Here is an 18,873-nt window from a genome sequence, read left to right as displayed (position 1 = left end):
GAACTTTTTAATGAACTGATGTTAGAGAGTGAGCGACAGCTGATAATTCTCGCTCATGGTCTTGCAGGATGCGTTGAACTTCTCCTGCTCCTCGGGAGTCAGGTGCAGCTCGATGATCTCTGCGATGCCGTCGCGACCCACGATAGCAGGCACGCTGGCGTACACATCGTGCTGACCATACTTGCCGTTCAGCAGAACAGAAACCGAAAGAACGCGGTTCTCGTTGTAAAAAATGGCGCGAACGACTTCTGCGGCGGAAGCACCGATGCCGAACTCCGTACACTGCTTGCCGCGCAGGATGGTCCAGCCGCCCTCGCGGCCCGCATCGGCCAGTGCATCGAGGTCGAGCCTGCCGAACGTGTCCGGATACTCCGCCTGCCACTGGCTGAGCGGCTTGCCCGCGATGGTGACAGCCGACCATGCGACCATCTGGCTTTCGCCGTGCTCGCCGAGCGCATAAGCGGTGATAGATTTCTGGTCAATGCCGATCTCCTGCGCGATCGCGCGGCGCAGTCTTGCGGAATCCAGCGTAGTGCTGGTAGAGAAAATGCGTTCCGGCGCCCAGTTCAGCGTGTGCTGGATGTAATGCGTGATAACGTCCGCTGGATTGGAGATATTGACGATAATGCCGTCAAAACCGGATTCTTTGATGGATTTTGTTACATCTTTCAGGATGGCGATGGTCTGACCCAGCGTATCCATACGGGTCTGATTGCCGGTCGGCAGCGGGCCCGCCGAGATGATCATAATCTGTGCGTCCTTGGCATCGCTGTAGTCACCCGCGGTGACCTTGGTGCGAACCGGAAGGTAATTGGTCGCATCGGTCAGGTCGAACGCCTGTGCAACTGCCTTGGCGTGATCGGAGTCAATGTAGACAATCTCGTCTGCCAAACTCTGCGAAATCAGTGCGTAGCCGACATGGGAGCCGACATGGCCTGCACCGACAATAACAACTTTGCGATTGGAAATACTCATGTCAGACACTCCTTAATGCGTGTTCTTCTTGACGACCTTGCCGCCAACGAACTCCATAATACAAACAATGATGACGAGGACCAGCACAGTGACGTTGGTAACGTCCAGCATGTTGCGGTCGTGGCCGTAACGGATGGCGAAGTCGCCCAGACCGCCGGCACCGACGACACCGGCCATTGCGGTCAGGTTGAGCAGGCTGATCGCCGTGATGGTTGTGCCGCGCGCGATGGCGGCAACGCTTTCCTTCAGGTAAACGCGGAAGATGATCTCCAGCGGCGTGGAGCCCATCGAGAGCGCCGCTTCGACGAGGCCGCCGTCCAGCTCTGCGAGGGCGCTCTCCACCTGACGGGTGAAGAACGGCACCGCACCGAATACCAGCGGAACGATTGCACCCCGAACATAGATTGCCGTACCCATGATTGCACGGGAGACCGGCATTACCCACGTCAGCAGGATGATGAACGGGATGGAACGGAACAGGCTGACCAGCTTGTCCAGGATCTGATAGACGATTTTGTTTTCCAGAATGCCGCCCTGCTTGGTGACCGTGATCAGCACGCCCAGTGTCAGACCGAGCACGAACGAGATCGCACCCGACCAGACCACCATGAGCAGCGTGTCGCCGATGGCTGCATAGAAGTCCGGCAGCTTTGCCATCACGTTCGGAATGATGTTATTCAGAAACTCTTGCATCCTTGATGACCTCCACTCCTACGTTTTTCTCACTGAGATAAGCGATTGCCTGTGTGATTTGATCGCGGCCGCCGCTGATGATGGCTACCGTGCCGCCAATCGGTGCATTCTGCACGATGGCGATATCCGAAAAGATGATGTTGAGCACAATGTCGAATTTGCGCGATACCGTCGAGATGAGCGGCTCGGATACGTTGCGCTGAATGTAGCTCAAGCGCACGATCAGCTCGCCCGGATTCAGCTTGACGACCGGCGAATCCTCCGCGATGAGTTCTTCGATCTTGCGGAGATTGGAGGTCGTGTGGATGAAGTTCTTGGTGATGTCCTCTCTCGGGTTGGCGAAAATGTTGAACACCTCGCCGGACTCGACCACCTTGCCGTGCTCCATAACGGCTACGCGGTGGCAGATCTCCTTGACGACCGCCATTTCATGGGTGATGATAACGACCGTGATGCCGAGGGTTTCGTTCAGGTGCTTGAGCAGCTGCAGAATCGCCTTGGTGGTCTGCGGATCGAGTGCCGAGGTAGCCTCATCGCAGAGCAGCACATTCGGGTCGTTTGCCAGTGCGCGAGCGATTGCTACACGCTGTTTCTGACCGCCGGACAGCTGCTTGGGATACGCCTCCGCCTTATCACCGATGCCGACCAGATCAAGCAACCGCTGTACTTTTTCCTCGATCTGCTGTTTGGAAAGGCCGCTGCCGCGCAGCGGATACGCTACGTTGCCGGCTACGGTGCGCGATGGCATCAGGTTGAAGTGCTGAAAGATCATGCCGATCTTCTTGCGGGCCTGCCGCAGCTCCTTTGCCGAGAGCGACAGCATATCCTGACCATCTACGATCACCTTGCCGGAGGTCGGCCGCTCGAGCAGATTGATGCAGCGCACCAACGTCGATTTACCCGCACCGGAAAAGCCGATCATACCGAAAATTTCGCCCCTGTCAATCGTCAGCGAAACATCCTGCACCGCATGAACGGTTCGCTTGCCGCTCACAAACTCCTTCGAGATATGTGACAATTTTATCAAGAAAATTCCTCCTTATTCCTCTTAAATGCGCAAAAAAGCGGGAAGCTCGCAGCTCCCCGCTTCAGAAAATACAATGAATCCGCAAGAACGCGCAGCGTCAAGCAAGACGATTCAAAGTAATTTCGTATTCTGTCGGTCAGGCAGCATCTGAGCATAATACAGCATGTTCATACACATTCGACCCGACATTCGTGCGTTTACGATGAACATTTTGCTCGCTCCTTTCCGATTCCTTACTGAATTTGTTGGTTATAGAATAGCACAGTCAATCCCCAGTGTCAACCTCGGAATTATAGGGATTTTGTTTTCTGGCGGTTTTGCCAGTTTTGTATAAATTCATCCAACAAAATCTATGGGATTTGACTGATATTTTCAGCAGTTTGCTGTAATTCAAGGCGGTCTTCTTGGCAGGCATATTGGGTGTTGTACTTTTTATCGGACTTTAACTGTTATATACTGTATATAACAATTCAATAGAAGGTGATCGCTATGGATAAAAAATTCTATGCACATACCCGTCCGATCAATGAAAACGGCGTTGAACGTACAGAATATCAGCTTCTCTCCGATCACGAGCGCGGTGTCGGCACGCTCTGCGGGCAGTTTGCCGAAGCATTCGGTGCACAAGCTGAAGGTCACGAGGCCGGTGTTCACCATGATGACGGCAAAGCAACTGCCGCATTTCAGCATCGTCTTCTGGATAATGGTCCAAAGGTCGATCATGCAACCGCCGGTGCACGAAACATCATGTTGTCAAACAATCTGCTCTTAGCCGCTTGTGTCATGGGGCATCACAGCGGTTTGCCGGATTTAGGCAGCACAAATGACCCGGAAGGCACACCCACCTTCACCGGCAGAATAAAAAAGTGGGGCACTCCCGCTATTCCGCCGCTCGACCCGGATTATCCCATTCCGCCGGTACGCCTGCCGCAGCGTCCGGTCACCAGGCCGTCGCTTTCCGAGTCATTCCGCACGCGCATGCTGTACTCCTGTCTGGTGGACGCGGATTATCTGGATACCGAGCGATTCATGAAAGGCGATATGCCGCGCGGCACCGGAGATTCGCTCGAAACCCTGCTCACCCGCTTACAGGCCAAGCTAAACGCATGGGACAACCCGACTTCCGCGCTGAACAAGCTCCGTCAGCAGATCTTGCAGGCGTGCGTTTCCGCCGCAGCCAATCCCAAGGGCATTTACACGCTTACGGTTCCGACCGGCGGCGGTAAAACGACCAGTTCTCTCGCATTTGCGCTGCATCACGCCGTTGAACACGGTATGAAACGTGTGATTTATGTTGTACCGTACACCTCCATCATCGAGCAGAATGCCGATGTTTTCCGCGGTATTTTAGGCGATGAGAACGTACTCGAGCATCACTCCGGTGTACAGTTCGAGAACGATGAGGAAAACGGCAATCCCGATCCCAAGGCACTGGCCGCCGAAAACTGGGACAGCCCGCTCGTTATCACAACCGCCGTTCAGTTTTTCGAGTCGATGTACGCTAACCGTTCCTCACAGTGCCGCAAGCTGCACAATCTGGCAAACAGCGTGATTATTTTCGATGAAGCGCAAATGCTTCCGCTGTGCCATCTGATGCCGTGCGTCGCGGCCATCGGCGCTCTGGTAGAGCAGTTCGGCGCAACTGCCGTGCTGTGTACGGCTACCCAGCCGGTACTCGGCGATTTGATTCAGCGATTCGCACCGTCGCATACGGTTTCCGAGATTTGCCCGCAGATTCCGTTCTATTTCGACAAATTCCGCCGTGTAACGTTCCGGCAAGTCGGTGTCCTCGAGGATGACGCACTCGCCGAATTGCTGTGCGCACATGAGCAGGTCCTTTGCATCGTCAATTCCCGCAAAGCGGCGCAGTCCATTTTCTCGAAATTGCCGGAGGAAGGCAGTTTCCATCTGTCCACATTGATGGTTCCGGCACACCGCCGTACGGTGCTCGAGGAAATCCGACGCCGACTAAATGACGGTTTGCCCTGCCGTGTCGTATCGACTTCTCTTGTTGAAGCCGGTGTTGACATAGATTTCCCCGCCGTTTACCGCGAACTGGCGGGTCTGGATTCCATTCTGCAGGCCGCCGGACGCTGCAACCGTGAGGGCAAGCGTGCCGCAGAGGACAGCATTGTTACCATTTTCCGCCGCACGGAGAAGGCTCCGCCGCTGTTTGGACAAGCCATCGGCGCGACAAATATTGCGCTGGATAACAATGCCGATCCCGCTTCTCTGCAGACAATGGAGAACTATTTCCGCGAACTGCGCAAGCTGAACGGTTCCGCGATTGATAAAATCGGCGTGATCGACGCGTTTGAGCGTGGACGCGGCGGCTCTCTGTATCCGTTCCGCACAATTGCCGAGAATTTTCGCATGATCGACAACGACACACGCACAGTTTATATTCCGTGGAAGGACGGTTCTGAACTCATCGAGCGGCTTTGCGATGGTGCGTGCTCTAAAAAGCTGTATCGGCAGCTTGGGCAGTACGCCGTGCAGGTGTATGATGCGCATTTTCAGGCACTGTACGACGCCGGTGCGCTTCAAACCGCCGATGAAACCAATGCTCTGGACGACCGCAGTGCTATTCTGTGCGATCTGTCACTGTATGATGAGAAAACCGGTCTGTCGCTCAAGGCAGACAGCGGTCAGGCGTTTTTCGGGTAATTTTTCGCGTAAAAAGGAAAACGGGAGAATGTGGTAACATTCTCCCGTGCTTCCTTAATTATCTCAAATTAGATTTCAATCCACGTCTAATGACGACAAATACACTATAACAGTTTCTGATTTATTTTGTCAAGTTTCTTTACCCTGCCTTATTATTTCATTTGCATAAATTTAATTATCTCATATTAGGAAATATTACTGTTGTAATCAACAGTGTAAAGCGATATAATGTAATCGTAGATAAGGGAGCTTGCTACCCTATCTATCCAACAAATCACACCGAAGCCCTGTCACATATTCCACTCTCTGTTGATACCAGGAAATATTTGGCAATGCTTCGTAAAGGAGGGAAATATACCAATGTCAATTCAAGTTGAAGTAAGCGGTCCATACGCTCTATTCAGCAGACCCGAAATGAAGACCGAACGCGTCAGCTATGACTGCATGACACCCTCGGCGGCACGAGGGTTGCTGGAAAGTATTTACTGGCACCCCGGTCTTCGCTGGATCATCGACCGCATTCATGTCTGTGCGCCGATTCACTTCACCAACATCCGCCGAAATGAGGTAAAGGACACCATCAACGCACGTTCGGTCAAGGCGTGGATTGCAAAACCCAAGGGTGAGCTGTATCTCGCCGCGTCGGAAAGCATTCAGCAGCGTGCCGCAATGGTACTGCGCGATGTCCACTATGTCATTGAAGCGCACTTTGAAATGACCGACAAGGCTGCGCCGACCGACAATCCCGGCAAGTTTCAGGACATTATGAAACGCCGTCTGCGCCGCGGACAGTGCTACAGCATGCCCTACTTCGGCACACGGGAATTTCCGGTAAAGTTTGGGCTTTGTGAACAACTTCCGCCTTGTCCGGAGAAACTGCTTGGTGAGCACGATCTCGGCTGGATGCTGCTCGACATGGATTACAGCGATCCCGCCAATATCACACCGATGTTCTTCCGCGCCAAGCTGATAGACGGTGTCATGGAGGTTCCCCCGATTCACAGTGCGGAGGTGGTCAAATGATTTTGCAGGCGCTGACGCAATATTACGATGCCCTCAATGCCCGCGGTGAAATTGATGCACCCGGCTGGGGCAGACCGAAAATCAGTTATGCGCTCCAGCTGCGGGAAAACGGTGAACTCGCCCAGGTTATTCCGCTGCTGCATGAAGTGGATGCAGGCAAAAAGAAAGTACTCCGACCGCGTGAGGATATTCGTCTGCCGGCGGCAGTCAAGCGTTCTTCCGGTGTCACGTCCAACTTTATGTGGGATAATTCGGCATATCTGCTTGGCGTAGATGCAAAAGGCAAACCGGAGCGCAGTCTGCAATGCTTTCACGCCGCCGCCGAGCTGCACCGCAAGCTGTTAGACACTGTGGACTCTCCTGCTGCACACGCAATTCTCTCCTTCTTTGATACATGGCAGCCTGCCGAAGCTGCACAGCACCCTGCTCTTGTCGATGATTACGACAAACTCATTGCCGGTGCCAATCTGGTATTTTATGTGAACGGACAGTATCCGGCAGATGATCCGGCCATCTGCGCTGCATGGCAGGCACATTACGACGGTGACTCCGATGCACCCAAACAGCAATGTCTTGTCACCGGCGAACTGGATGAGATTGCCGCCGTTCATCCTGCCATCAAAGGTGTGCGTGATGCGCAGTCCAGCGGCGCCGCACTTGTATCGTTCAACGCACCCGCCTTCTGTTCCTACGGTCACGAGCAGAACTACAACGCACCTGTTGGCAAGCACGCTGCATTTGCTTATACGACGGCGCTCAATCACCTGCTGGCTGACCGCGAGCATACGCAGTACATCGGCGACACCACTGTCGTTTGCTGGGCGGAGACCGCGGAACCGCAGTATACTGATTTTTTCAGCTGCCTTATGGGCAATAACACGCAAAGCTGGTCGGATAATGACTTATCCGCTGCGCTCAAACACCTTGCAGACAGCGAACCGTGTCAGGAATTAAATCTTGATCCTGACCGTGCATTCTACATTCTCGGTCTGGCACCGAATGCTGCGCGTCTGAGTGTGCGATTCTTCTATAAAAACACGTTTGGTGAATTGATGAAGAACGTCAACGCGCACTATGAACGTCTGGAAATCAAGCGTCCGGCGAAGGCGCCTGCCGGCTTTTTGCCGCTGTGGCAGCTGCTTGCCGAAACCGTCAACCAGAGTGCCCGCGACAAAAAGCCGAGTCCGGTTATGGCCGGTGCGACTGCCCGCGCCGTCTGGAACAATGACCGCTATCCGGCTGCACTGCTGAACGGTGTTATGCTCCGTATCCGCGCAGATTCTGAGATAAACTGGCGGCGTGCCGCAATTATCAAGGCATATTACCTAAAAAACAAGGACAAGGACTGTCCCGAGGAGGTTTTAACTGTGAGCCTGAATGAATCCAGCACCAATATTCCCTATACGCTCGGACGGCTGTTCTCGATATACGAAGCCGTACAGCAGGCAGCAAATCCGGGCATCAACACCACCATCAAGGATCGGTATTTCAACTCTGCCGCTGCAACACCTGCCACGATCTTTCCGATTCTCGGCAATCTGTGCCAGAAGCACCTGCGCAAGCTGGATAAAGGTCTGCAGACGTATTATAACCAGCAGATTTGTAAAATCAAGGATATTCTTAGTGAAACCTATCCAACTCGACTGAGCCTGCCGCAGCAAGGTTCGTTTGACCTCGGCTACTATCACCAGACACAAAAGCGTTACACAAAAAAGGAGGACAAGTAAATGGAACCCATCAAAAACCGCTATGAATTTGTAATCTTTTTCGACGTGGAAAACGGCAATCCGAACGGCGATCCGGATGCGGGCAACATGCCGCGTATCGACCCGGAAACCGGCTACGGTCTGGTGACCGATGTATGCCTCAAGCGCAAAATCCGCAACTATGTAGAGATGGCCAAGGAAGGCGAATCCGGCTACCGCATTTACGTTAAGGACAGTGTGCCGCTCAACCGCAGCGATGCGGAAGCCTGCGCTTATGTCGGCGTAGCGCCGGACAAGCTCAAGGATGCAAAGAAGAAGGACGATCAGCTTGACAGCAAGCTGCGTAACTTTATGTGCCAGAATTTCTACGATATTCGCACATTCGGCGCGGTTATGACCACCTTTGTCAAGGGTGCGCTCAACTGCGGACAGGTGCGCGGTCCGGTACAGCTTGGCTTTGCCCGCAGTGTGGATCCCATTGTGCCGCAGGAAGTCACCATCACGCGTGTTGCCATCACCACCGAGGCTGACGCGGAGAAAAAGGGCACCGAAATGGGCCGCAAGTACATCGTGCCTTACGGTCTGTACCGTGCGGAAGGCTATGTTTCCGCCAACCTCGCCCGCAAGACGACCGGATTCTCTGAGGCTGACCTTGAACTGCTGTGGACGGCAATCATCAACATGTTCGAGAACGACCATTCGGCTGCTCGCGGCAAGATGGCTGTACGCCAGCTTATTGTGTTCAAGCATGATTCCGAGCTTGGCAACGCACCCTCGCACAAGCTGTTTGATCTGGTTCATGCCGAGCACAACGAAGGCGTGATTGCACCGCGTGCGTACACGGACTACACCATCACGGTTGACGAAGCCAACCTGCCGGACGGCGTGACCTGCAAGGTGCTGGGGTAATCTACGCCGAGGAGGACTTCCTCCAGCTCTCCGGTTTGCAGCATTTCGCATTCTGCCGTCGGCAGTGGGCGCTCATCCATGTGGAGCACCAGTGGGCAGAGAATTACCGCACGGTGGACGGCTCGATTCTGCACGAGAAAGCGCACGGCGGCGGCACAGAAAGCCGCGGCGACCTGCTGATTGTTCGTGCCATGCGTATCCATTCGGCGGTACTCGGTGTGTCCGGTGAATGCGATGTGGTAGAATTTCATCGCTCGGAAAACGGCGTTACCCTGCAGGGACGAGACGGACTGTGGTCGCCGTTTCCAATCGAATACAAGCGCGGCAAGCCCAAGCCGCACGACGCGGACGAGCTGCAGCTGTGCGCTCAGGCGATGTGTCTTGAGGAAATGCTGTGCTGTCAGATTTCCGACGGTGCGCTGTTCTACGGTGAGCCGCGCCGACGGACGCCGGTTGCATTTACAGACGAACTGCGTCAGCGTGTGCGCGACAGCCTTGCCGAAATGCACGACTATCTGCGCCGCGGCTGCACGCCTAAGGTAAAACCGCAGAAAGGCTGCTCGGCCTGCTCGCTCAAGGAATTGTGTTTGCCCGAGCTGATGAAGGCGAAACCTGTCTCCGGCGCTCATGGGCGCGTGCGCAATCGTCAATCGGTCGCTCCCTTCGCGGGAGCGTGGATTGAAATGCATCACTGCCGTCGCTACACTTACCCGCAAACGTCGCTCCCTTCGCGGGAGCGTGGATTGAAATTTAACTGACATTTGCGAGTTATCCCAGTAATAGGTCGCTCCCTTCGCGGGAGCGTGGATTGAAATGATGTACTTCCGCAGCTCTTTTCCGCTCAAGCCGCACGTCGCTCCCTTCACGGGAGCGTGGATTGAAATGCTGCGTGTCGTTTTGCCGTTTTCCGTAATCTCGGTCGCTCCCTTCGCGGGAGCGTGGATTGAAATAAGCGAAAAGTGAAGATTGAGCTTGCGAAGCGTGGTCGCTCCCTTCGCGGGAGCGTGGATTGAAATACGCAGTCCACACATATACAACAGTTACATTTCTCGTCGCTCCCTTCGCGGGAGCGTGGATTGAAATACTGGCTAAGGGTGCGCTGCGTGTCGGTAAGGAGTCGCTCCCTTCGCGGGAGCGTGGATTGAAATGATAAATGGTTTTGACTGTTGTTCACGCTATCTGCGTCGCTCCCTTCGCGGGAGCGTGGATTGAAATATTATTCAAAAGTTTCTTCCAGCGGCTGCGTATGTCGCTCCCTTCGCGGGAGCGTGGATTGAAATTATGGTAAGTAATTTTTTGAGCCGAAAAGGCGGGAGGTCGCTCCCTTCGCGGGAGCGTGGATTGAAATATTTTTTACCTCCGTTTGTCCCCATGAGCCAATCGTCGCTCCCTTCGCGGGAGCGTGGATTGAAATGGTTTGTCGGTATCCGTCCCCTCGCCCGGCTTGCTGTCGCTCCCTTCGCGGGAGCGTGGATTGAAATGCGCTTGTGATGCGCTGCTTGACCTTGCCGCAAACGTCGCTCCCTTCGCGGGAGCGTGGATTGAAATAAATTGGACACCGTTTCAAAGTCGGTTTCGGACAGTCGCTCCCTTCGCGGGAGCGTGGATTGAAATTGCAAGGCAGTGAGCTGCTGGTTTTAGATTCTTGTCGCTCCCTTCGCGGGAGCGTGGATTGAAATTTCTCCGTTACACCATCGCAAGTTACGCGATTTGGGTCGCTCCCTTCGCGGGAGCGTGGATTGAAATATTGGTCGTGTTGCTGGTATCAAGCTGGTTATGAGTCGCTCCCTTCGCGGGAGCGTGGATTGAAATGTGACCGTGCCGGGGCCGAACGCGAGGATTGGTGTCGCTCCCTTCGCGGGAGCGTGGATTGAAATGCCGGTTTCCCTGGTCACGCGCTCCACAACCTTGTCGCTCCCTTCGCGGGAGCGTGGATTGAAATATCCTTGCGGTCGAAAAACCGCTTTTTGAGCCAGGTCGCTCCCTTCGCGGGAGCGTGGATTGAAATCGTCCTGATGATTAGGTATGCTTATCGCAAGAGAGTCGCTCCCTTCGCGGGAGCGTGGATTGAAATCGAACAGCCATCCTGCATATTTACGCTGCAGCTGTCGCTCCCTTCGCGGGAGCGTGGATTGAAATGCGTTACTGCGAGGTAGATTTGGATACTAACGAGGTCGCTCCCTTCACGGGAGCGTGGATTGAAATTTCTTGCCTGTCCACCGGACGGCCTCAATCACAACGTCGCTCCCTTCACGGGAGCGTGGATTGAAATCTTGATTTTCATTGTTTTACCACCTTTCAAACAGGTCGCTCCCTTCACGGGAGCGTGGATTGAAATGTCGTGTCCAGCTCCTCGTACTTGTGCAGCCGTCCAGTCGCTCCCTTCACGGGAGCGTGGATTGAAATGATGAAGGTGATGCCGTAGGTGATACCGATAGCAGTCGCTCCCTTCACGGGAGCGTGGATTGAAATAAGTACCTGTGGCGACACCGGGAGAAGAATGAAGTGTCGCTCCCTTCGCGGGAGCGTGGATTGAAATCGTGTGAAGTTAGATACTCAGTATTTTAAGGTTGATCGTCGCTCTCTTCGCGGGAGCGTGGATTGAAATTGTTGCTTATGCTGGATTGCTGGTCGGTACGGTGGTCGCTCCCTTCGCGGGAGCGTGGATTGAAATCTCACCGACTACAAGGCACAGCTGAATGCCTAGTCGCTCCCTTCGCGGGAGCGTGGATTGAAATGCCAACTGGACGCGCCGCCTGCGTGATGAGCAGGGGTCGCTCCCTTCGCGGGAGCGTGGATTGAAATTACGAGAAGATGCGGAAACTCTATGCCCTCACGAGTCGCTCCCTTTGCGGGAGCGTGGATTGAAATTGCATCAAGCGGTGCTACCATTCTTCCACCTCCGTCGCTCCCTTCGCGGGAGCGTGGATTGAAATGGAAGATTGCCGCCATAGCGGTCTGGGATGCAGCTGTCGCTCCCTTCACGGGAGCGTGGATTGAAATCGTAAATTTGGGTGGTTGCTATATTCTCGTGGCGTCGCTCCCTTCGCGGGAGCGTGGATTGAAATTCGTAGCGGTTGGTGCTCAGACCAACAGTTTCGCGTCGCTCCCTTCACGGGAGCGTGGATTGAAATTTCTGCAAGGCAGATCGTGTGCTCGGTCACTACGCGTCGCTCCCTTCGCGGAAGCGTGGATTGAAATGAGGTATACGAGATTGCCGCGCCGGAGGGTTATGTCGCTCCCTTCGCGGAGCGACACAGATAGCCGCATCGCCTCCCTCCCGTCCAACCTCGCCCCGGTCCCCATCCCTCACAATCTTTCACCCACCCCGACCAAAACATTTGCACATGTCATGACACATGTGCTATAATAACTCCAATACCGCTATTGACAGCGCCGCACAGATTGCTGCGGCGTTTTGCCGGGGAAGGAGAAAAATCAAATGAAAGCATACTTTGACAGCATCGAAAAGGAGGTTCCGGAGCAATTACAGCAGGTTTTCCTTAATCGCCGCGATACGGCTGTCATTACGATCGACATGCACGATGGACACCTGTCAACCGATCCGGACTGTCCATGTCCGTCTCCGCGAGGACGTGAGATCATCGAACCGCTCAATCATTTCATGAACGAAGCACGCGCGCTCGGTCTGCCAATCATCCATGTCCGCTCAACGCTGCGTAAGGGCGGTGCAGACGAAAAGCTGTTTCCGTCTGCGTGGCGCATGGTGTTTCCGGTTACGGTCGGTGAGATTCCCAACATCGCAGAGCACGCCATCGAAGGCACACGCTGGAACAGAATGTCCATCGACGTACACGACGAGGACTACATGGTAACGACCAAAAAGCGCCTGAGCGCGTTCTATCCGACCGATCTGGAACTGCTGCTGCGCAACCTCGGCATCCGCCGCGTGGTGCTCACCGGCTGCATGACCGACTGCTGCGTTATCAACACCGCCTTCGATGCCGCAAACCGCGACTTCCGCGTCGTCGTGCCGCGCGACCTCACCCGCGGCTCCGAGCACCTCGAAGAGCCTGCGCTGCGCATGATCTCGCTGCATCTGGGACTTGTCGTGGATTCGGATGCGCTGCTGGATGAATGGCGCTCTCAGGACTAAATGCATACCTGAAATTACATATAAACAAGAAAACAAGGTGACACAAAATGAAAATCGGCAGAACAGAGAAAATCTGGCTGGCGTCTGTGCTGTTCTTCTGGGTATTCTATAATTTCCCGGGATTCCCACCCTACGGCAGCGAGACCGCCTGCATCATACACGGTCTGATCAGCTTTGTCGGCACGGTGCTGTCCGTGTATATCGGCTGCAAGCTGACCGAAAAGGAGTATCCTCTGATTGAGGACGAGGAACAGGGCGAAACAGCAGAGAATATGACGCCTGCCGCTTCCGAAACGCAAAAAGAATCGGACAAATAAAGGATAACAGAGAAAATGACAACACAGGGTTTACTTTCAGGCAAAACGGTATGGATCGTTTTTGCGGCATATTTTCTATTTTTGATCGCTATCGCACGCTACACCACATGGAAGGAAAAACGTGACGCTGGCAAGGTCGATCTGCAGGGTGGCCGGTTCAAGTGGCCGGTCATGGTCATGACCTATATCGCCTCCTGCATGAGCGTCTGGGTATTTTTCGCAGGCCCGGGCGCATATTACCGCTACGGACTGGGCTACTTCTTCTCGGAGATGTGCATCTACTCCATGTTCCCAATCATCTGCTACTTTACAATGACCAAGGTATGGCTGGTCAACCAGCAGAAGCACTTCACCACTCCGGCAGATTTCTTCTTCTGCCGCTACAAGTCCAAGGCGCTGACCGTTATCATCGACATTGTTTACATTATCTGCGCCGTGCCGTTTATCTCGGCGGTACTGGTAGCCGGCGGACGCGCGGCTGAGGTAGCCACCGGCGGCGCGGTATCCTCGCAGACGTTTACGCTCATTTGCGGCATTATCATGACGGTATTCGTCATGCTCGGCGGTGTAAAATCCACCGCACTGGCGGATGCTGTACAGGGTTGGTTCTTCATTCTGGCGTTGTGGGCAATTATTTTCGTAACGCTCAAGATCGTATTCAACGGCTCGATCATCGAGGCGTTCCAGACCGTCCGTGTTCAGACGCCGGACTGGTTCTCCTACCCTGGTCCGATCGGTATCTGCACCTATCCGTCGCGCGTCAGCTATCCGCTTGCGTGTGCATTCGGCTACACGCTGCTGCTGCCGCAGGTGTTCGTGCGCTCCGGCTATTACAGCGCGGGTCTGAAGGACCAGCGTCAGATGGCGTTCCTTGCACCGTTCCTGCAGATCATCGTCTGGGGCGGCACGATGCTCATCGGTCTGGTCGCGCTGGCTGCCATGCCTGACCTTACCAGCTCGGAAACCGAACTGGTTATCCCGTATATGTGCAACATCATCGCGGGTACGCACGGTCTGCTCGCGCAGATTCTGATGATCGTGTTCCTCATCGGCGTACTGGCGGTCGGTCTGTCCACCGCAAATGCGCTGCTGATGGTCATGTCCTCTATCATCTACAAGGACCTGCTGGTCGGTATCGGTCACTGCAAATTCAAGACATCCGAAACCTCGGTTATCCGCGTGGTAATTCTGCTGTTCGGTGCCGTAACGGTTGCCGTATCGCTCATGCACTGGGAATACGTCTACAATCTGATGATTTTCGCGGACTCCCTGGTCGAATCGCTGTTCCCGGCACTGGTATTCGGCATTTATTGCAAGTGGGCAACCCGAAAAGCCGCTATCACCTCGATTTCGGTCGGTGCGATCATCATCTGCCTGACCTTCTTCGTCTGGGATCTCGGCTATGTGTGGTACGGCACGATCGGTCTGGCGACCGCGTTCGTGCTGATGTATGTAGTCTCTAAGCTGACAAAGGATGACCCGAAGGACAGCGAGGACTTTTACGAGGCGCTTGACTCCGGTCACAGACGCTTCATGCGCATCAAAGCAAAAATCAAGTAACGGCAGGAGGGCGAAATCCCATGACACGATTTACGCTCAATGGCACACAAATCGAGGTGCAGGACGGTGAAAACCGCACATTGCTCGAATATCTCCGCAATGTAAAGTGCATGAAGGGCACAAAAGAAGCCTGCAGCACCGGTCACTGCGGCGCGTGCAGCGTGCTGGTGGACGGCAGACTGGCACGTTCATGCGTGACGCTCGTGCGCCGACTGGACGGCAAAGCCGTTGAGACCATCGAAAATGCACCGAACGACACCATGCTGCAGGTGATTCAACACTCGTTTCTCGATGTCGGCGCTGTGCAGTGCGGCTTCTGCACACCGGGCATGGTGATGGCGACAAAGGCGCTGCTGCTGCACCATCCGGCTCCGACCGAGCCGGAAATCTGCGACGGACTGAAAAACAACTACTGCCGCTGCACCGGCTATGTCAAGATTATCGAGGCGGTCAAGCTGGCAGCGGCGCGGCTGCGCGGGGAAGATCCGGATATTGACAGCTTCCGCAGCCATGAAAGCACGGTTATTGTGGTTGGTGAAAATCAGGTCGTGCCCGAAATCACCGGTTCCGCGGTTGGTAAGTCGGTCTGGGATGTGGACGGCATGGACAAGACCGGCGGCAAACTGAAATTCTGCGACGACTACACCTCGGAGGACATCGGCGCGGATACCCTGCTGCATGGTGCATTTGTCTGGGCGCCGGCGCCGCACGCAAAGATCAACGCGGTGGACTACTCCGCCGCCGAACAGGCGGAAGGCGTGGTGCGCATCGTGACGGCGGCTGACGTGCCCGGCATGAATAAGGTCGGCACATGGACGCCGGAGCAGCCGGTCTTTTGCACGGATGAGGTGCGGTTTCTCGGTGACCATCTCGCGCTGGTTGTCGCGGATACGGCGGCGCACGCGAGAGCGGCTGCCAAACTGGTTAAAATCGACTATGAGGAGCTGCCCGGTATCTACACCATGGCGGACGGCTACCGCAAAAACAGCTTCATCGTACACACCGGCCGCGTCAGCGGCGATGTGGAGCAGGCAAAGCAGCGGACGGACATCGTCAAGCTCAATGTCTCCAAGGATATCGAGCCGCAGGAGCACGCCTGCATGGAGCCGGTTTCGGCCATCGGCATGGTGCAGGACGGCAAAACGATTCTCTATTCCTGCACACAGGCGCCGTTTGAAATCCGCAGTATGCTGGCAAAGATTCTGGACAAGCCGGAGGAGGATATCCGCGTTATCGTCACGCCGCTCGGCGGCGGCTTCGGTAAAAAATGCGACTCATTTCTCGAAGCACCGGCGGTTGTTGCCGCTCATGCCTGCGGCAAGCCGGTCAAGATTACGCTGACGCGCAAGGAGGATTTGATCCTCACCACCAAACGCCACGGCTACCATACGGATTACGAGATCGGCTTTACGCCGGACGGCAAGTTCCAGTATCTGGACTGCCGGATGTTCTCAGACGGCGGACCGTACGAGTGCGAAAGCTACGGCACGCTGATGACCGGCGCGCTGATGAGCGGCGGCCCGTACATCATTCCCAATGTCAAGGTGGAAGGCTCGGCGATCCGCAACAATAATCTGCAGGGCGGCGCGTTTCGCGGCTACGGCATCAATCAGGCGGCGATTTCGATTGAGACCGCGATGGATATGATGGCGGAAAAGCTGGGTATCGACCCGTTTGAACTGCGCCGGCGCAATGCCGTCTATCCGGGTGCGACCTCGGTCGGCGGTGAGGTGCTCAAATACAGCATGGGTATGATGGATACCATCAATCAATGCGAAAAAAGCCTGAAAAAAGCGCTCAAAGAGTACGAAGGCCAGTATCCCAAGGGCAGCAAGGTGCTTGGATGGGGCATGGCCTCGGGATTTAAGAATGTCGGCATCGGCAAGGGTATTTTCACCGATGACGGTGCGTGCAGGCTGATTCTGCAGGGCGACGGCCGCCTGCATATGATCGTTTCCGGCACGGATATGGGACAGGGCTTCCGTACAGCCATGACGCAGATCGCGGCGGAAACGCTCGGCATGGATATCGCGGATATTTACATCACCAACGGCGACACCGAGCTGACCATCCCGACCGGCGAGTCGGTTTCCGAGCGTCAGACGCTGTGCGGCGGCCGTGCGGTATATGAGGCGTGCGTCAAGCTCAAGCAGGATTTAGACAGCCGTCCGTGGCGGCCGGGCGAGGAACGCCGCGCGGAATACTATTATGCATCCGACCCGTGCTTCGCCATCGGCGATTTTGAGGGCGCGAAAAAGCGCGGTGCAAAATACCGCAACTTTCCGGCATATGCGTATGCCACGCAGGCCGCTATCGTCGAGGTGGACAAGGAGACCGGCAAGGTTCGTCTGCTCAAAATCATCGCGGCACACGATGTCGGCCGCGCCATCAATCCGCATATCATCGAGGGACAGATGCACGGCTCCTGCTCGATGGGACAGGGCTACGCACTGACCGAGGGTTATCCGACAAGGAACGGCTATCCGGTCAAGACGCTGTACCGCCAGCTGGGTCTGCCGCGTGCCGAGGATACGCCGGATTACGAGATTATTTTAATCGAGGACCCGGAACCGCAGGGTCCGTTCGGTGCCAAGGGCATTTCCGAGGTTGCGACCGTGCCCGTCACACCGGCGATTCTCAATGCCGTGTCGCGTGCCATCGGCGTGCGCATCAATAAGGTTCCTGCGTCGCCCGAGGTCGTGCTCGAGGCCATCCGCACCGGCAAGTGCGAGGTGCCGACCATGGAGCAGCAGCTTCAGGCGCTCAAGAAGGATTGCGAATGTCACCGTCCATCGGACGGTGTGCAGTGAAATTGTCGTTGTTGACAATGACAGTCGAAACAGCATCACCACCCATAGTGCAAAGACCCGGAATCTTTTTCGGAAGATTCCGGGTCTTTGCCGTTTTCACTTATTTTCCGTCTGTTTTTTTACCGCCTCTGCGATTTTGCGATACTCCGGCACATCCACGTCATACTGCTCTGCCAGACGCACAACCTGATAAATCAGACCATCCACCTCGGACTGCTTGCCGGCTTCCATATCGCGCTGCATAGAGGTAGACGCAGTCGGTGCAAGTGCGTCCAGAATGCGCAGGTTGCGCTCGACCAGTTCCCCCGGCCTGCTCTCCAGCGGAATACCCATCTTGTTCGCTATCGCAGCGACCTCTTTTATCAGGCGCACAAAGCTGTCGCGCACCTCGCCCGGATGCTGCATTTCCGCAGCTTTCGCGTGATAATACTGTCCGCAGGCCGCATTCGGCGACACATATGCAAATTTGAGCAGCGTGTCGCGCTCGACATAGGGAGAATAAACCGGGTCGATTCCGGCGTTTTTGAGGTCTGTCTCGACCTGCTGCAGCACCGGATGGTCGATCTTGTGGCTCGGCAGTCCGTACACGATACGGCAGATTGCGCCGTGCTTCTGAATGACACCCGGCGCAATCCTGTTGGCCGAAATGTAGATGCAGCCGTCTGTAACGAGCAGCTCAGGCAGCTCTGCCTGCAGGGTACGGCCTGTGCCGTAGATGTTGAGCACCGGAATAACTACCGTGTCCTTGCCTGCTGCCTTGCGGATGAACGGTACGGTATCCGCGAGAGAGTATCCTTTGACACACACGAAAATCACATCCGGCGCGGGAGCGCCCTGCTCCCGCGCGGCAAGAAAGCCGTCCATGTCGATTGCCTTGACCGGAATGCTCTCGCGCTCATTTTCTCCGGATACAAGCGTCAAGCCGTGCTCCTGCAGGACCGCAAGATGCTTTCCGCGTGCAATAAGCGTGGTATCCGCACCGGATTTGCTCAAATACGCGCCTACCGGTCCGCCAACGCCACCGGCACCGATAATCATATAACGCAGCTTCATCCTCTGTTCCTCCGAT

12 protein-coding genes, 1 pseudogene and 1 CRISPR repeat array are annotated in these 18,873 nt (G+C 55.3%); of the genes and pseudogenes, 9 read left to right on the top strand and 4 right to left on the bottom strand.

Features of this window, described 5'->3' with window-relative positions:
* Window positions 1-21 precede the first annotated feature (21 nt).
* The 3 genes from DWZ82_RS10075 to DWZ82_RS10065 are packed head-to-tail and all read right to left on the bottom strand — an operon-like array spanning window position 22 to window position 2,695.
* Window positions 22-975 carry an L-lactate dehydrogenase gene (locus DWZ82_RS10075; protein WP_118480583.1) on the bottom strand — a complete coding sequence of 318 codons (954 nt, stop codon included), beginning with the start codon at window positions 973-975 and terminating at the stop codon, window positions 22-24.
* Between the two features lie 12 nt (window positions 976-987).
* On the bottom strand, window positions 988-1,668 hold the full coding sequence (locus DWZ82_RS10070; protein ID WP_118480581.1) for a methionine ABC transporter permease: 681 nt from the start codon (window positions 1,666-1,668) through the stop codon (window positions 988-990).
* On the bottom strand, window positions 1,649-2,695 hold the full coding sequence (locus DWZ82_RS10065) for a methionine ABC transporter ATP-binding protein (RefSeq protein WP_118480579.1): 1,047 nt from the start codon (window positions 2,693-2,695) through the stop codon (window positions 1,649-1,651). The genes DWZ82_RS10070 and DWZ82_RS10065 overlap by 20 nt, the downstream gene beginning before the upstream one ends.
* Window positions 2,696-3,184: 489 nt before the next feature.
* Between DWZ82_RS10065 and cas3 the strand changes: the two genes are divergently transcribed.
* The 9 genes and pseudogenes from cas3 to DWZ82_RS10020 all read left to right on the top strand — a co-directional run bounded on the left by cas3 (window position 3,185) and on the right by DWZ82_RS10020 (window position 17,804).
* Window positions 3,185-5,362, top strand: coding sequence for a CRISPR-associated helicase Cas3' (gene cas3 / locus DWZ82_RS10060; RefSeq protein ID WP_118480577.1), 2,178 nt, complete (start codon window positions 3,185-3,187; stop codon window positions 5,360-5,362).
* A gap of 360 nt (window positions 5,363-5,722) precedes the next feature.
* The gene (cas5c, locus tag DWZ82_RS10055) at window positions 5,723-6,385 is read left to right on the top strand and encodes a type I-C CRISPR-associated protein Cas5c (RefSeq protein ID WP_118361301.1); all 663 of its coding nucleotides are present in this window, start codon (window positions 5,723-5,725) and stop codon (window positions 6,383-6,385) included.
* Window positions 6,382-8,112: a type I-C CRISPR-associated protein Cas8c/Csd1 gene (gene cas8c, locus DWZ82_RS10050; protein WP_118480575.1), complete on the top strand. Its 1,731-nt coding sequence runs from the start codon at window positions 6,382-6,384 to the stop codon at window positions 8,110-8,112. Before cas5c ends, cas8c begins: the two co-directional genes overlap by 4 nt.
* Window positions 8,113-9,000, top strand: coding sequence for a type I-C CRISPR-associated protein Cas7/Csd2 (gene cas7c, locus DWZ82_RS10045; RefSeq protein WP_118480573.1), 888 nt, complete (start codon window positions 8,113-8,115; stop codon window positions 8,998-9,000).
* Window positions 9,000-9,620 (top strand): annotated as a pseudogene (gene cas4 / locus DWZ82_RS10040) (CRISPR-associated protein Cas4); the annotation flags it as partial. The gene cas7c and the pseudogene cas4, both read left to right, overlap by 1 nt.
* A 33-nt stretch (window positions 9,621-9,653) precedes the next feature.
* Window positions 9,654-12,201: direct repeats of the CRISPR family, unit length 32 nt; unit sequence GTCGCTCCCTTCGCGGGAGCGTGGATTGAAAT.
* 241 nt (window positions 12,202-12,442) lie between these two features.
* The gene (locus DWZ82_RS10035; RefSeq protein ID WP_118480571.1) at window positions 12,443-13,117 is read left to right on the top strand and encodes a cysteine hydrolase family protein; all 675 of its coding nucleotides are present in this window, start codon (window positions 12,443-12,445) and stop codon (window positions 13,115-13,117) included.
* A 47-nt stretch (window positions 13,118-13,164) separates the two neighbouring features.
* Window positions 13,165-13,434: a hypothetical protein gene (locus DWZ82_RS10030; protein ID WP_118480569.1), complete on the top strand. Its 270-nt coding sequence runs from the start codon at window positions 13,165-13,167 to the stop codon at window positions 13,432-13,434.
* 15 nt (window positions 13,435-13,449) lie between these two features.
* The gene (locus DWZ82_RS10025; RefSeq protein ID WP_118480567.1) at window positions 13,450-14,994 is read left to right on the top strand and encodes a sodium:solute symporter family protein; all 1,545 of its coding nucleotides are present in this window, start codon (window positions 13,450-13,452) and stop codon (window positions 14,992-14,994) included.
* Between the two features lie 20 nt (window positions 14,995-15,014).
* Window positions 15,015-17,804 carry a molybdopterin-dependent oxidoreductase gene (locus DWZ82_RS10020; protein ID WP_118480565.1) on the top strand — a complete coding sequence of 930 codons (2,790 nt, stop codon included), beginning with the start codon at window positions 15,015-15,017 and terminating at the stop codon, window positions 17,802-17,804.
* Between the two features lie 96 nt (window positions 17,805-17,900).
* Here the strand turns inward: DWZ82_RS10020 and DWZ82_RS10015 are convergent, their stop codons facing one another.
* Window positions 17,901-18,857: a ketopantoate reductase family protein gene (locus tag DWZ82_RS10015; protein WP_118480563.1), complete on the bottom strand. Its 957-nt coding sequence runs from the start codon at window positions 18,855-18,857 to the stop codon at window positions 17,901-17,903.
* Window positions 18,858-18,873 lie beyond the last annotated feature (16 nt).

The organism is Butyricicoccus sp. AF35-5AC, assembly GCF_003477715.1.
GTDB lineage: Bacteria > Bacillota > Clostridia > Oscillospirales > Butyricicoccaceae > Agathobaculum > Agathobaculum butyriciproducens.
Note: the sequence above shows the minus strand (reverse complement) of the source record. Positions and strands in the feature narration are given on the sequence as shown.

Bases quoted from the DNA above. Each gene is read 5' to 3' on its own strand.
- DWZ82_RS10075 (WP_118480583.1), bottom strand. From the start codon at position 975: ATGAGTATTTCCAATCGCAAAGTTGTTATTGTCGGTGCAGGCCATGTC.
- DWZ82_RS10025 (WP_118480567.1), top strand. From the start codon at position 13,450: ATGACAACACAGGGTTTACTTTCAGGCAAAACGGTATGGATCGTTTTT.
- DWZ82_RS10015 (WP_118480563.1), bottom strand. From the start codon at position 18,857: ATGAAGCTGCGTTATATGATTATCGGTGCCGGTGGCGTTGGCGGACCG.
- DWZ82_RS10070 (WP_118480581.1), bottom strand. From the start codon at position 1,668: ATGCAAGAGTTTCTGAATAACATCATTCCGAACGTGATGGCAAAGCTG.
- cas5c (WP_118361301.1), top strand. From the start codon at position 5,723: ATGTCAATTCAAGTTGAAGTAAGCGGTCCATACGCTCTATTCAGCAGA.
- DWZ82_RS10030 (WP_118480569.1), top strand. From the start codon at position 13,165: ATGAAAATCGGCAGAACAGAGAAAATCTGGCTGGCGTCTGTGCTGTTC.
- cas3 (WP_118480577.1), top strand. From the start codon at position 3,185: ATGGATAAAAAATTCTATGCACATACCCGTCCGATCAATGAAAACGGC.
- DWZ82_RS10020 (WP_118480565.1), top strand. From the start codon at position 15,015: ATGACACGATTTACGCTCAATGGCACACAAATCGAGGTGCAGGACGGT.
- cas8c (WP_118480575.1), top strand. From the start codon at position 6,382: ATGATTTTGCAGGCGCTGACGCAATATTACGATGCCCTCAATGCCCGC.
- DWZ82_RS10035 (WP_118480571.1), top strand. From the start codon at position 12,443: ATGAAAGCATACTTTGACAGCATCGAAAAGGAGGTTCCGGAGCAATTA.
- cas7c (WP_118480573.1), top strand. From the start codon at position 8,113: ATGGAACCCATCAAAAACCGCTATGAATTTGTAATCTTTTTCGACGTG.